The organism is Thalassobaculum sp. (assembly GCF_965223715.1).
Lineage (GTDB): Bacteria > Pseudomonadota > Alphaproteobacteria > Thalassobaculales > Thalassobaculaceae > Thalassobaculum.
In genome coordinates, this window is the sequence record NZ_OZ245012.1 from 2,378,849 (window position 1) to 2,392,551 (window position 13,703).

At 68.1% G+C, this 13,703-nt stretch carries 12 protein-coding genes; 7 read left to right on the top strand and 5 right to left on the bottom strand.

The features are described from left to right. Positions 1–224: 224 nt before the first annotated feature. From ACOQOP_RS10945 to fhuB, 5 genes are read left to right on the top strand one after another with little or no spacing between them, the layout of a single operon-like run. Positions 225–2,531 carry a TonB-dependent siderophore receptor gene (locus ACOQOP_RS10945; RefSeq protein ID WP_420566374.1) on the top strand — a complete coding sequence of 769 codons (2,307 nt, stop codon included), beginning with the start codon at positions 225–227 and terminating at the stop codon, positions 2,529–2,531. A 7-nt stretch (positions 2,532–2,538) separates the two neighbouring features. Continuing rightward, positions 2,539–3,447 carry an alpha/beta hydrolase gene (locus tag ACOQOP_RS10950; protein ID WP_420566375.1) on the top strand — a complete coding sequence of 303 codons (909 nt, stop codon included), beginning with the start codon at positions 2,539–2,541 and terminating at the stop codon, positions 3,445–3,447. After that, positions 3,444–4,223 (top strand): ABC transporter ATP-binding protein, encoded by a 780-nt coding sequence (locus ACOQOP_RS10955; protein WP_420566376.1) that lies wholly within the window; start codon positions 3,444–3,446, stop codon positions 4,221–4,223. The genes ACOQOP_RS10950 and ACOQOP_RS10955 overlap by 4 nt, the downstream gene beginning before the upstream one ends. A gap of 7 nt (positions 4,224–4,230) precedes the next feature. After that, the gene (locus ACOQOP_RS10960) at positions 4,231–5,094 is read left to right on the top strand and encodes an ABC transporter substrate-binding protein (RefSeq protein WP_420566377.1); all 864 of its coding nucleotides are present in this window, start codon (positions 4,231–4,233) and stop codon (positions 5,092–5,094) included. Continuing rightward, positions 5,087–7,084, top strand: a complete 1,998-nt coding sequence (gene fhuB / locus ACOQOP_RS10965; RefSeq protein WP_420566378.1) for a Fe(3+)-hydroxamate ABC transporter permease FhuB — start codon at positions 5,087–5,089, stop codon at positions 7,082–7,084. The genes ACOQOP_RS10960 and fhuB overlap by 8 nt, the downstream gene beginning before the upstream one ends. 147 nt (positions 7,085–7,231) lie before the next feature. Here fhuB and ACOQOP_RS10970 read toward each other — a convergent pair whose 3' ends face one another. The 4 genes from ACOQOP_RS10970 to ACOQOP_RS10985 all read right to left on the bottom strand — a co-directional run bounded on the left by ACOQOP_RS10970 (position 7,232) and on the right by ACOQOP_RS10985 (position 11,511). After that, positions 7,232–8,014, bottom strand: a complete 783-nt coding sequence (locus ACOQOP_RS10970; RefSeq protein ID WP_420566379.1) for an HpcH/HpaI aldolase family protein — start codon at positions 8,012–8,014, stop codon at positions 7,232–7,234. Positions 8,015–8,033: 19 nt separating this feature from the next. After that, a complete protein-coding gene (locus tag ACOQOP_RS10975) occupies positions 8,034–9,638 on the bottom strand; it encodes a GMC family oxidoreductase (protein ID WP_420566380.1) in 1,605 nt (534 codons plus the stop codon). After that, positions 9,635–10,498, bottom strand: a complete 864-nt coding sequence (locus ACOQOP_RS10980; RefSeq protein WP_420566381.1) for a TauD/TfdA dioxygenase family protein — start codon at positions 10,496–10,498, stop codon at positions 9,635–9,637. Before ACOQOP_RS10980 ends, ACOQOP_RS10975 begins: the two co-directional genes overlap by 4 nt. 107 nt (positions 10,499–10,605) lie before the next feature. Then, positions 10,606–11,511, bottom strand: coding sequence for a LysR family transcriptional regulator (locus ACOQOP_RS10985; protein WP_420566382.1), 906 nt, complete (start codon positions 11,509–11,511; stop codon positions 10,606–10,608). Positions 11,512–11,744: 233 nt separating this feature from the next. On the opposite strand from ACOQOP_RS10985, the gene ACOQOP_RS10990 reads away from it, so the two are divergent. Next, on the top strand, positions 11,745–12,032 hold the full coding sequence (locus ACOQOP_RS10990; protein WP_420566383.1) for a dihydrofolate reductase family protein: 288 nt from the start codon (positions 11,745–11,747) through the stop codon (positions 12,030–12,032). A 58-nt stretch (positions 12,033–12,090) separates the two neighbouring features. On the opposite strand, the gene ACOQOP_RS10995 is transcribed toward ACOQOP_RS10990, so the two are convergent. After that, positions 12,091–12,933, bottom strand: a complete 843-nt coding sequence (locus ACOQOP_RS10995) for a phytanoyl-CoA dioxygenase family protein (protein ID WP_420566384.1) — start codon at positions 12,931–12,933, stop codon at positions 12,091–12,093. A 77-nt stretch (positions 12,934–13,010) separates the two neighbouring features. On the opposite strand from ACOQOP_RS10995, the gene ACOQOP_RS11000 reads away from it, so the two are divergent. Further along, positions 13,011–13,688: a GntR family transcriptional regulator gene (locus ACOQOP_RS11000; RefSeq protein ID WP_420566385.1), complete on the top strand. Its 678-nt coding sequence runs from the start codon at positions 13,011–13,013 to the stop codon at positions 13,686–13,688. Positions 13,689–13,703: the final 15 nt, after the last annotated feature.

Consider the following 13,703-nt stretch of genomic DNA (forward strand, 5'->3'; position numbering starts at 1 on the left):
ACCAGTCTCGGCTCTCGTCGTCATTAATGCGAATGGATCGCATTTGCAGTTTTGCCCACCTGCGGGGCGGCTGATTGACGATGAGGGGAATGAAGACGATGAGATTGCGGGATCGGGGTCCGGCACGGACCGGCAACAGGCGGGTCTCCCGCGCGGCACTGAACGGAGCGCTCGCGGCGAGCGTCACCTTCCTCATCGCCGGTTCGGCCCTAGCGGACGGCACGGTGACCACACCGGTTCCGGCGGCGCAGCAGCTCGCCCAGACGACGGCCAAGAACTTCAACATCCCGGCCAAGCCGTTGGCACAGGCGCTGATCGATTTCGGCCAGCAGGCGGATTTCCAGGTCTCCTTCGACCCGGCCGCGACCGAGGGTCTGACCTCCACCGCGGTGAGCGGGAACTACACGCCGGACGCCGCCCTGCGCCAGCTCCTGTCGGGCCTGCCGATCACCGCCAGCTTCAGCGGCGCCAATACGGTGACCCTGAGCCGTGTGAACACCGGTTCCAGCGCGATGCTGCTCGGCCCGGTCGTGGTGGAAGGCGAAGGCCAGACCGCCACCAGCCCGGTGGACGGCTATGTCGCCACCCGCAGCGCCAGCGTCTCCAAAACCGACACGCCGATCATCGAGACCCCGCGTTCGGTCTCCGTCGTGACCGCCGACGCGATCAGCGACCGCAAGACCCAGACGGTGGAGGACAGCCTGCGCTACGTGCCCGGCGTCCAGGTCAACGGCTACGGCAACGATCCGCGCTTCGACCAGATCAAGGTCCGCGGCTTCGCCGTCACCAGCACCGCCGATTTCCGCGACGGGATCCGCCAGACCAATACCGGCTGGCTGTCCTATTTCCACACCGAGCCCTACGCGCTTGAGCGCATCGATGTGGTGAAGGGCCCGAACTCGGTACTGTTCGGCCAGTCCAGCCCGGGCGGCATGGTCAACCGCGTCACCAAGCGACCGACCGAGGAGACCCGCGGCGAGGTCGAGGTGCAGCTCGGCACCGACGAGCACCGCCAGGGCCAGTTCGATCTCTCCGGCCCGGTGACCGAGGACGAAAAGCTGCTCTACCGCTTCGTCGGCGTGGTTCGCGAGAGCGAGTCCGAGCTGGTGGGCGTCAACAACGACGTCCAGTTCATCGCCCCCTCGGTGACCTGGAAGCCGACGGAGAAGCTCACCCTCACCTTCCTCGGCGAAGCGCAGCATTTCGAGACCGCCGGGTCCTCCCGCCCGTACCAGTACGCCTCGGGCGAGCTCAGCCGCTTCTGGACCGGTGACGAGGATTTCGACGGGCTGAAGCAGACCCAGTACACCGCCGGCTATGAGGGTCGCTACGAGTTCAACGACGTCTTTGCCCTGCGCCAGAACCTCCGCTACGGCACCGTGGAGACCGAGAACCAGTACCTCTCCGGCTCGCTGAACAGCGACGGGCAAACGTTCTCGCGCACGACCTACGGCGTCTACGAGGACATGGACAACATCTCCGTCGACACCGCCGGCGAGGCCCGCTTCAGGACCGGCCCGGTCAAGCACACGGTGATGATCGGCGTGGATTATTCGAAGATCGACGCCAACGTGGAATACGCCTACGGCACCGGGCCGAGCCTCGACATGCTGAACCCGGACTACCACCAGGACGTCTCCCGGCCGGGCACGATCCTGGTCGATCAGAGCATCGACGCCCATCAGCTCGGCTTCTATGCCAACGAGCAGCTGGAATGGGGCGGCTGGCGGTTCAGCGGCGGCCTTCGGCATGACCGGGCCGAGAAGGAGACCACCAACAATCTGACCGGCGGCGTCACCGACGGCGAGAACAGCGCCACCACCGGCAGCGCCGGCCTGCTCTACCTGTTCGACAGCGGCTTCGCGCCCTATGCCAGCTACGCCACCTCCTTCACCCCCGATTTCGGCACCGACATCGACGGCGAGTCCTTCGAGCCGACCGAGGGCGAACAGGTTGAGATCGGCTTGAAGTATCAGCCGCCGGGCCGCGACAGCATCTACACGGTCAGCCTCTACAACCTGGTCCAGACCAACGTGAAGACCCAGGACCCGGACAACATCTCCAACCAGATCCAGACCGGCGAGCAGCGTTCGCGAGGCCTCGAATTGGAGGCGGCGATGAAGCTGAGCGACAACATCGATCTGGTCGCCGGCTATTCCTACATCGACGCCGAGATCACCAAGAGCAATGACGGCGACGAGGGCAACGTCCCGGTCGGTGTGGCCGAGCATATGGCCTCCGTCTGGGGAAACTACACCTTCACCTCGGGCACGTTCGACGGGCTGGAGCTGGGTGCGGGTGCCCGCTATCTCGGCGAGACCTACGACGACAGCGCCAACACCAACAAGAACGACGCCGTCACCATGTTCGACGCCCGCATCAGCTACGATCTGGACATGCTCGCCCCGGGCGCATCGATCGGCGTTTCCGCCACCAACCTGACCGACGAGGAGCACATCACCTGCGAGAGCGGCTACTGCTACCGCGGCCGCGGGCGCGTGGTGATCGGCAGCCTGACCTACCGGTGGTAGGCGGCTGATGGCCGACGCCGCCATCCTGGAGACGCGGTGCCCGGCTTCCCTGCCGGGCACCAGCGTTTTCGACATCGCGCCGGCCGGCGAGGCCGGCGCGCTGCCCTACCGCGTGTTCGTCTATACCCCGCCCGGCGACGCGCCCGAGACCGGCTGGCCGGTGCTCTACATGGTCGACGGCAACGCGGTCTTCGCCACCGCCATGGACGCCGTCCGCGCCCAGGCCTCCTACCCCAAGGGCACCAACGTCACCCATGGCATGATCGTCGCCATCGGCTATCCGACCGACGAGGCCTACGACCCTTGGCGCCGCTCCTGGGACCTGAGCCCGCCGCCGGGCCAGGCCTATCCACCGTTCCACGAGGGCGGACCGGAGGTGCGCACCGGCGGCGGCGAGGATTTCCTGCGTTTCATCGAAGACGCGCTGAAGCCCCTGCTACAGGCGCGCTTCCCCATCGACCGCGGCCGGCAGACCCTGTTCGGCCATTCCTTCGGCGGGCTGTTCGCGCTCTACGCCCTGTTCCGCCGCCCGACCGCCTTCCGGACCTGGGTGGCCGCGAGCCCGGCGATCTATTGGGAAGACACCCTCATCGCCCGCAGCCGGGATGCCATGAGTGCCGACGACTGGTGCCGCTTCACCGGCCGGTTGCTGCTGTCCGCCGGGGAATACGAGACCGCCGGCCTCGCCCCGTTCCAGCGCGACCGCGAGGACACCGCGAGCCGGCGCGAGCATCTGGCCAAGATCCGCACCCTGGGCATGGCGCGAGACTGGGCCGGCGAGATCAACGCGCTGGCCGGCCGCGCCGACGCCGCGAGCTTCGAGAGCTACGCCGGGGAGAACCACATGTCGGTCCTGCCGGTGGCGGTGAACCGCGCCGTGCAGGCGGCCTTTGCCGTCGAGGCTCCTGCATCGTGACCGCCTCCGCCTTCTCCCTGCGTGACGTCAGCCTGCGGATCGGCGACCGGCCGGTGCTTCATCCGCTGACCCTGGACCTGCCGGCGGGACAGGTGACCGGACTGCTCGGCCATAACGGCTCGGGCAAGTCGACGCTGATGAAGATCCTGGCGCGCCAGCTCCAGCCCGACACCGGCGAGATCGCCCTGTTCGGCAAGCCGCTGGCCGCCCATGCGCCGCGCCGCCTCGCCCGCTCGCTGGCCTACCTGCCGCAGCATACGCCGGATACCGACGGCCTGACCGTGCGCGAGCTGGCCGCACTCGGTCGCTATCCCTGGCACGGACCGTTCGGCCGGGTCAGCGATCTCGACCGGGAGAAGACCGAGACCGCCCTCGCCATGACCAACCTGCAGCCCTTCGCCGACCGGCTGGTCGACACCCTGTCGGGCGGCGAGCGGCAGCGGGCCTTCCTGGCGATGCTGGTGGCCCAGGACGCCCATTGTCTCCTGCTGGACGAGCCGATCTCCGCCCTGGACGTGGCGCAGCAAGTCGACGTCATGAGCTTCGTGCGCCGCCAGGCGGCCGAGCAAGGCCGCTCGGTCGTGGTCATCCTGCACGATTTGAACATCGCCGCCCGGTTCTGCGACCGGCTGGTGGTGCTGTCTCAGGGGCGGGTCGCCGCGCAGGGCGCACCGGATGACCTGATCCATCCCGACCGGCTGGAAGCCCTCTATGGCGTGCCCATGGGCACCTTCGCCCATCCGACCACCGGTCGACCGGTCACCTATGTCCTCTGAGACACCGATGCACCTGACCCGGCGCAGCCTGCTGGCCGGGCTGGGCGCCGTGGCGACGAAGCCTGCCTGGGCCGGAACCGGCCCGCGCTTCGCCACGCTCGACCACGGCCTGGCCCAGACCCTGATCGCCCTCGGCGCCGATCTCGCCGCCATCGCCCAGGTCCCCTACTGGGACATCTGGACGGTCGAGCCGCCACTGCCGCCAGGAGTGGCCAATCTCGGATTGGCGCGCGAGCCGAACATGGAATCCCTGGCCCGGCTCGCCCCCGACCTGATTCTCTCCACGCCGTATCTGGAGGGCGTGCGCCACCAGCTCGAGCGGGTCGCCCCGGTGGAGTCCTTTCCGATCCACGCGGTCGGGGCGTCGCCCTGGCCCAACATCCTCGACGCCACGCGCCGGCTTGGCGTGCTGTCGGACCGCGAGGCGGCGGCCGACCGGCTGATCGCGGAGACCGACGCCGAGCTGGCCCGCATCCGCGACCAGCTCACCCGCCTGCGCGACCTCCCGCTCGTGCCGCTGCATTTCGTCGACAGCCGGCACGTCCGGATCTACGGGCCGAACGGCATCATCCAGGACACGCTCGACCGGCTGGAGCTGCGCAACGGCTGGCCGGGGCCGACCAACGGCTGGGGCTTCGCCACCGCCGGAATCGAGCGGCTGGTCGAGATCGGCGATGCCCGGGTGCTGGTCTTCGATCCGGTACGGCCGGACGTGGAGGCGACGCTGGCCGGCAGCCCGCTGTGGCAGGGCCTGCCCTTCGTACGGGCCGACCGGGTGCGCCGATTCCCCAATGTGCTGGCCTTCGGCACGCTGCCCGCCGCCACCCGCCTCGCCCGTCTGCTGGAGGCGTTCGAGCGCGACCATGCCTGACACCCGCACCGGCCCTCTGCTCTGGCTGACGGCGATGGCGGCGCTCGCCGCCGGCGTGACCGCCATCAATCTCGGCCCCGATCTCGCCGCGCTCGGCCCCGACCGGCTGCTCGCGCCAGTGCCGCAGGACGTGGACGCCATGGTCATGGCCTACAGCCGGTTGCCCCGGCTGTGCATCGGCCTGCTCTGCGGCGCGGCGCTGGGCCTGTCGGGAACCCTGTTCCAGCAGGTGATGCGCAACCCGCTGGCCTCGCCATCGACCATCGGCGTGGAGGCCGGGGCCGGCTTCGCGATCGCCGCCGCGACCCTCTACCTGCCGGCGCTGCTGGGCTGGAGCCGGGACCTGGTGGCTCTGTCCGGCGGGTTCCTGGCCGTCGGGCTGGTCTTCCTGATCGCGGGTCGCTTCCGTTTCGCCCCGCTTGCCGTGGTGCTGGGCGGGTTGGTCGTCGGTTTCTACCTGGGGGCGGCGACGACCACCCTGGCCCTGCTGAACGAGTACCAGCTCGCCGGGTTGTTCGTCTGGGGCAGCGGCTCGCTCAGCCAGCAGGATTGGCGCCCCACCCTGGATCTCCTGCCGCGCCTCGCCGTGAGCGCCATTGCCGCGGGCCTGCTGGCCCGGCCGCTGGTGCTGCTGCAGCTCGACGAGGCCGCGCGTGGGCTCGGACTGCGCCTCGCCCTGGTGCGCGCCGCCGCCCTGGCCGTCGCCGTCGCCCTGGCCGGCTTCACCGTGAGCGCGGTCGGAGTGATCGGCTTTCTCGGCCTCGCCGCGCCAAGCATCGCCCGCGCGCTGGGAGCCCGCCGGTTGGCGACCCGCATGATTGTCGCCCCGCTGGTCGGCGCCCTGCTGCTGACCGTCACCGACCAGGCGCTGCAGATGCTCACCGCGGCGACGGGCGTGTTCCTGCCGACCGGAGCCGTCACCGCCATGATGGGCGCGCCGGCCCTGTTCATCCTGGCCCGGCGCCTGCGCGCCGCCCAGCCGCAACACACCACCCGCGGACCGGTCCTGCAGCGGGTCCGGTCGGTCTGGCTCCTTGCCCTGTTCGCCATCCTCGTCCTGCTCGCCTTGACCGCAACGGTCGTCGGACGCGACCTGGGCGGTGCCTGGGTGATGGAACTGGGAACGGCGCTGCAGCCGTTTCTCGCCTGGCGCCTGCCGCGCATGGTGGGGGCGCTCGCCGCCGGTGCCTTGCTGGCGGTCGCCGGGGTCATGCTCCAGCGCCTGACCCGCAACCCGATGGCCAGCCCCGAAGTGCTGGGTGTCAGCGCGGGCAGCGCCTTTGGCCTGCTGGTCGCGGTGTTCTTCCTCGCCGCCCCGGATCATCTCATCCTGACCGCCTGTGCGGCGCTGGGGGCGGCGGCCGTTCTCGGCATCCTGCTGGTTTCCGTCCGTCGTGTCGGGCTGGGCGGCAACCAGGCGCTGCTGACCGGCGTGGCGCTCGCCGCCTTCCTCATGGCCCTGCTCTCGGCGGTGACGGCGACCGGCGACCCGCGGGCGATGCTGCTGATGGGCTGGATGGCAGGCTCGACGTATCGGGTCAATGCTGCGGCGGCGGCCGTCGCCGGTGTCCTCGCGCTCGCCATGCTGCCGGCCCTGCCGGTGCTGGCTCGCCAGCTCGAGCATCTGAGCCTCGGGGCAGCCCATGCCGGGTCGGTGGGCCTGCCGGTGGCGCGCAGCGGGCTGTTCGTGCTCTGCACCGCCGGGTTGCTGACGGCGGCGGCGACCCTGATCGTCGGACCGCTGAGCTTCGTCGGACTGATGGCGCCGCATATCGCGCGCCGTCTCGGCTTCGCCCGCTGTCTGCCCCAGCTCGCGGCCGCCGCCCTGATCGGCGCGATCATAATGGTCACCGCCGACCTGCTTGGCCGCACGATCCATTTCCCCTGGCAGCTTCCCGCCGGGCTACTGAGTGCGCTGATCGGCGCACCGGTTTTGCTCGTGCTTCTGCTGTTGCCCCGATGGCAGCAGCACGAACCGAAGGCACCGTGATGCGTCGCATCGAGGAGCGGCTTACCACCCTGAGCTGGATTCTATGGGATGGTTCATAGACCGTCGGTGTCCGCTATGGGCCGGAACAGCTCATAGACGTCCAGGTTCCGCTATGGGTCGAACGGCGCACGGACCTCGACCGGCCTTCTAGAGCATCGACCGTACCGCTAAAGCCGCAGACCTGGCACCTGCCATCAGGAAACTGAAGTCGTTGCCGGACAAGATCAGGCGCGCGCCCATCGAGATGTAGCGCTGCATGACGGCCGGATCGTAGACGCCACCCATGCCCGGATGCTTTCCATGCCGGCGGCACGCGGCGATCGTCGTTTCATAGGCTGCGATGACGTCCGGGTGATCGAACTGCCCGGGGATTCCCATCTCCATCGTCAGGTCGCTGGTGCCGATCAGCAGGGCATCGACGCCCGGCACGGCGGCGATGGCGTCGGCATTGGCGATCGCTGTCGGCGTCTCCAGCATCAGTACGAGCAGGGTCTCCCGGTTGACCGCTTCCGCGGTCTCGGCCATCGGATGCGAGACGAAGTCGAGCTGCGGCAGGGCGCCGGTCACCGACCGGTGCCCGAGCGGCGGGTAGCGCACGTTGGATACCATCTGCGCCGCGGTCTCCGGATCGTCCACATGCGGCACGACGATGCCCTGGGCACCGCCGTCGAGCACCCGGGTGGCGTGGAAGTGCTGGAAGCCGGGAACCCGCACGATCGGCGTGATCCCGGCATCCTGCGCCGCAATGCTGATCTGCACCGCCATGTCGACATCCATGGCGTTGTGTTCCATGTCGATGAACAGCCAGTCGAGGCCGGCGGTCTTCATCGCCTTGCCGATATCGACGGTACGCGCCTGGCGCAGGCCGACGCCGAGCGACAGCTCGCCCGCCCGCAGGCGCTCAAGGGCATGGTTCCTGATCTCGATCATCGGGGCGTCTCCTTTCGGCTCACGGCTGGGGGGTGTTGTTCAGGATCAGGTCGGAAGCCTTCTCGGCGATCATCATGGTCGCTGCATTGGTGTTGGCCGACACCATGGTCGGCATGACCGAAGCATCGACAACCCGCAGCCCGACGAGCCCCCTGACCCGAAGTTCCGGGTCAACCACCGCATCGGGATCGGTGCCCATCCGGCAGGTGCTGACCGCGTGATAGACGGTGGCTCCCTTGGCCCGGGCGAAGGCGAGCAGCTCGTCATCGCTGCGTATGTCCGCGCCCGGCAAGGTCTCGGGGCCCCGGAACGCAGCCAGCGCGTCGCTGGCGAACAGCCTACGGCACCATTTCAGGCCCTGGATAATCGCATGCTGATCGGCCGGGTCGGTCAGGTAGTTCGGCTGGATCTCGGGGGCATCTGTCACGTCGGCGGACAACGCTCTCACATGCCCCGTGCTGTGCGGCCGCATCTGCCAGACGCCGAGGGTCATGCCCGGGACGCGCTGGAGCCGTCCAACCACGCCATCGGAATAACTGGCCGGGGTGAAGACGAACTGCAGGTCCGGGTCATCGAGATCGTCCGTTGACCGTAGGAAGGCACCCACATGGGCCGGACTGAAGGCGAGCAGCCCCGTCCCGGTCGCCAGCCATTTGCCGATCTCCCAGAGGAGCCGCGGTCCCCGAGCCCGCTCGTTCAGGGTGATCGGGCGGGTCACGCGATGAACCACCCGCACGGCGTAATGGTCCTGCAGGCCGCGACCGACCGAGGGCAGCGCGTGCCGGACCTCGATCCCGATCCCGCGCAGGTGATCGGGGTCGCCGATGCCTGAGACCTGGAGCAGATGCGGGCTGCCGACCGCGCCGGCCGCCAGGATCACCTCCCGTCGGGCCGTCGCCGTCAGAGCCGTACCGTGTTGCCGCAGGCGCAGGCCGACAGCCCGCTTGCCGTCGAACAGGATCTGGTCGACCGCCGCCCCAGTGACCACCTCGAGGTTCGGGCGATGCCGGATCGGGTGCAGGAAGCCGCTGGCAGCACTGTGCCGTTTTCCGTTTCGGATCGTGCGCTGGTAATAGGCCACCCCTTCCTGACGGGCGCCGTTGTAATCGGGGTTCCGTGGCACCCCCAGGCTTTCGGCTCCGTCCAGGAACGCCTCGCAGATCGGGTGGCGCTCGTGGATGTCGGAGACATGCTGCGGGCCGCCGGCGCCATGATAGGCGTCCGCTCCACCGGATCGGTCCTCGGCCCGGCGGAAATAGGGCAGCACGTCCTCATAGCTCCAGCCGCGATTACCGAGCTGAGCCCAGGTATCGAAGTCGCGCGCCTGACCGCGCACATAGAGATGGCCGTTGATCGAACTCGAGCCGCCGAGCAGCCTGCCCCGCGGAAAAAAAATCGACCGGCCGTCCACGCCGTCGCCGGGCGCCGTCGAGAAACACCAGTTGAACCGCGGATCCTGAAATGTCTTCAGGAAGCCGACCGGCGCCTGGACATAGGGGTGCCGGTCGCTCCCGCCGGCTTCCAGCAGGAGCACACGGGTGCCGGGGTCGGCGCTCAGACGGTTGGCCAGAACGCATCCCGCCGTGCCGGCCCCGACGATGACGTAGTCGGCATCCAGTTTCATGCCGCCGCCGTCAGCGTCGGCGCCTCGCCGGCGATCGTGGTGCGGACCATCATGCGCTTCTCCGAGGCACTCTCGAACGGCGTGGCGCGGTGGATGACCGACCGGTTGTCCCACAAGATGAGGTCATGGGGCTGCCACCTGTGGGCATAGACGAAACGCTCCTCGGTGGCGAAGGCCATCAGTTCGTCGATCAGCGCCCGTCCCTCTCCCTCCGACAGTCCCTCGATCCGGGCGGCATGCGATCCGAGATACAGGGAACAGCCGAACTCCGGACCGTGATCGATGACCATGGCCTGACGAACGGGCGGCACGGCGGCGCGCTCCTCCTCGGTGACCAGGGCCGGGTCGACCTTCGAGCGCGAATAGGCGTAGTCGTGGATCACCACCTTGCCGTCGGCCGCCCGCTTCAGCCGGTCGGGCAGCGCGCGATACACGGCCCGCATGCTGATATACTGGGTGTCGCCGCCCTTGGACGGGATGATCCGGGCCGAGAGCATCGACGCCTTGGCGGGGACGGCCTTAAAGGAACTGTCCGCATGCCACAGTTGGTTGGCACGGTTGTTCAGCACCTGGCGGTCGCTCGGTGGCACCACGGTCCCCTTGGCATCCATGTTCGACAGAACGATCAGCTTGCTGCCCGCCCCGACGGTGCCGACCTTCGTCGTCTCCAGCGCGCCGAAGCGTTCGCTGAACGCGATCTGCTGCGCGTCCGTGATCCGCTGGTTCCGAAAGATCAGGACGGAATGACGACGGAACGCGGCCTCGATCTCGGAGAATTCAGCATCGGAGATCGGGGCGGAGACATCGAGGCCGGTGACCTCGGCCGCGAAGAGCGGATGCAAGGGGGTGATGGCTGTCATCGGGATCCTCCAACTCCTGTCGTTGCCGGTTGAAGGGACCCTGCCGCAGAACCCGTTGGCCCAATAGCAGGATAATATGGGACATTTCTTCCCGATTTACCGGACAATCAGTCGAGATGGGTCGCCAGGTGCCGTTGCAGGTGATCAAGAAACGCCCGGACTTTGCCGGGGAGTCGCGCATCCCTGCGAAACACGGCGTAGATCTCGGCGCCGTAGCCGGCCGGATAGAGCCGCATATCCTCAAGGCATGTCTGAAGGCCTCCGGCCGCGACATCCCAGGCGACCATCCATTCCGGCAGCAGCGCCAGGCCGAGCCCGTCCAGAGCGGCCTGGCGCAGCACCTCTCCGCTGTTGGAGCGCAGAGAGCCGGAGATGTGGATGTCACGCCTTCTGCCGAGCTGTTCCGAAACCCAGACGGCCGGTTCGGTCTCCTGCCCATAGGTGAGGCAGTTGTGCGATGAGAGATCGTCGAGGGTCGCCGGCGGCGCTGTCCGCAGGAAGTAGCTGGGGCTTGCGCACAGCATGCGGCGGTCGGTCGTCAGACGCTGCCAGTCCAGTGACTTCTCCGCCGGAAGTCCCAGACGGATGGCGATATCGGCTTCGTGCGAGGGCGCGATCTCGACGGTCTCGGTCAGATGCAGGTCGACCGACACATCCGGATAGGCTTCCCGAAAGGAGGGCAGGGTCGGAACCACATGCAGCATCCCGAATGAGCGTCGTGCCAGGACCCGCAGGACACCCGATGGAGCTTCGGTTCGTTCCGAAATCCTCTCGAGGATTGCGTCCATGTCCCGGATCATCGGGACGATCCGGTCGTAGAGTTCCCGCCCGGCCTCCGTGGGCGACACCTGCCGGGTCGTGCGGTTAAGCAGCCGGATGTCCAGATCTGCTTCCAGATTCTGCAGACGCTTCGATGCCGACGTCTTCGACAGGCCGAGGGACCGTGCGGCCGAGGAGATCGTCCCGCGCTCGACGATGCGGGCGAACAGATGCAGGGCTTGTAGACGATCCACGCGGCGCTCTTTCTCCAGTGACCGCCCAGGAGTATGCCTCGGCGTTCCGTCTGTCCCAAGGCAGCGCGGGAAGACCTGTGGTCTGCAATAGTGTGCGAGTGACCGGTTTAGGTCGCTGCTGCCGAATGGCCAGTCTCAGCCGGTAGGACGGTTCGGATTTGGGAGAGCATCAAGGCTCGGTTCTCGCCGGGCGGGGTGCTGAACCGGATTGGCTCATCTTGTTGGATATCTGGTTGCCGCTGCTTGGTGGTCTCGTTCTGCTGATCGTCGGCATCTCGGCCCTGGTCTTTCCGATCGCGGTTCAGTCCGGCGCTCGGGTCCGGATCGTCGGCGGCGCGGCGTCGGCGGCCGCCTGCATCGCGCAGGGCGCGGTCGACACGATCGAGCTGTTCCTGATGCCGGTGCTGCTGGGGGAGGGGGTGCCGCTGTTCGCCGGCGACGGGGCCGAGCTGCCGATGGCGCTGCGCGAGACCCGGGCCTGGCCGAACGGCGTTGTCGGCCTGACCTACGAGGTCACGTAGCCCCGGTCCGACAGGCCGTAGTCCCGACCGGAGTGGCCGGTCGGGACCGAGTGGCCGGTCAGATGTCCGCCCGGAAGGTCGGCCGGTCGGTGCCGTGGTACAGGATCCTCGCCTGGCGCTCGGCCGCTTCCGCCTGCATGGCGACCAGCGCGGGATCCATGTCGCGTTCCGGCCGCGGCTCGAGCTGGAAGTGCCCGTACTCGTCGGTGCCGCGCACCAGGGCGGCGCTGTCATCGTCGATGACGACCTGCCGTACGTGCGTCGGGATGTAGCGGATCGCCAAGCCGATCCGGCGGTCGTCGGCGCGGTTCGCCGGCGAGGCATGGAAGATTTTCTGATGGTGCAGCGACATTTCACCGGGCCGAAGGGTCACGTCGATGGCCTTGTCCTCGTCAACCTCGACGGCGATCTCCTGGCCGCGGGTCAGCATGGCGCCTTTCTTCCAGGTATCGAGATGCGGCACGACTTCGCGGGTGTGGGTCCCAGGGACCATTCGCATGGCGCCGCTCTCCGGCGTGCTGGGGGATAGTGCGATCCATGCTGTCAGCCCCTCGTCCGGGTCCAGGTTCCAGTAGGTCAGGTCCTGGTGCCAGGCCACATAGCGCTCATCGCCGGGCTCCTTGATGAAAAAGTGCGTGTTCCAGGCCAGAAGATTCGGCCCGAGGATGTCCTCAACCGCGTCCAGCACCTTCGGATGCCGGATCAGTTCGTCCACCCAGCGGAACAACAGGTGCGTCTTGAACATCATCGGGCCGCGCAGGGGACCGCCGTTGTCCCGCTCGAAGGCTTCGAGGGCGCTCCGATAGCGCTGCACCTCCTCGGCCCCGAGCACCGGGATCGGAAAGTAGAAGCCGTCGCGCTCGTACTCGGCAATCGCTTCGGCGGTAAGGGTTTTCAGCATGGTTTCCTCCAGGATCGGGTACGGGATTTGGCAGTTTCCCGCTTGCACAATCGGAATACTGAATACAGAATACGCAAATGACAGCCCGAATCCCGATCTCGCCGGTCGCCGGCACCCCCTCGTTGCTTGACCAGGTCTACAACCACCTGCTCGAGGCAATCTGCGACTGCCGCCTGGAGCCGGGGACTGTGCTGCGCCAGGAAGAATTGGCACGCAACCTGGGGGTCTCACGACAGCCAGTGCAACAGGCGCTGCAGCTGCTCCGGCGGCAGCGCCTAGTGCATGAGCACGGCCGCAGCGGCGTCCAGGTGGCTCCCGTGGAGGCCGGCTTCGTGCGGCAACTCTACGAGGTGCGAGGCGCGCTGGACGCATGCGCCGCCCGGTTGGCCGCGGGCAGGCCGTGCAGCGCCGGTGACGTCGCCACCGGACGGCGCCTTATCGACCAGGGGCGAGCGGCGCTGCGATCAGGCGTCCTGACCGACCGGCTGGCCGCCGACGTCCGCTTCCATAGCTTCATCTACGAGTTGTCCGGCAACCCCCTGCTGGACGAGGCCGCGGCCTCGTACTGGCACCACATCCGCCGGCTGATCGCCCTGACGCTGCGCACCGAGCATCCTATGCACGCGGTGTGGGACGACCACGCGGCGATACTGCAGGCAATCGTCGACGGCGAGCCCGGCCGTGCCGAGCAACTTGCCATCGAGCACGCCCGCAACAATGCCCGGCTGCTCTTGGCGCGGCTCGAAGGAGGCTGACCTCGCCCCATCGCT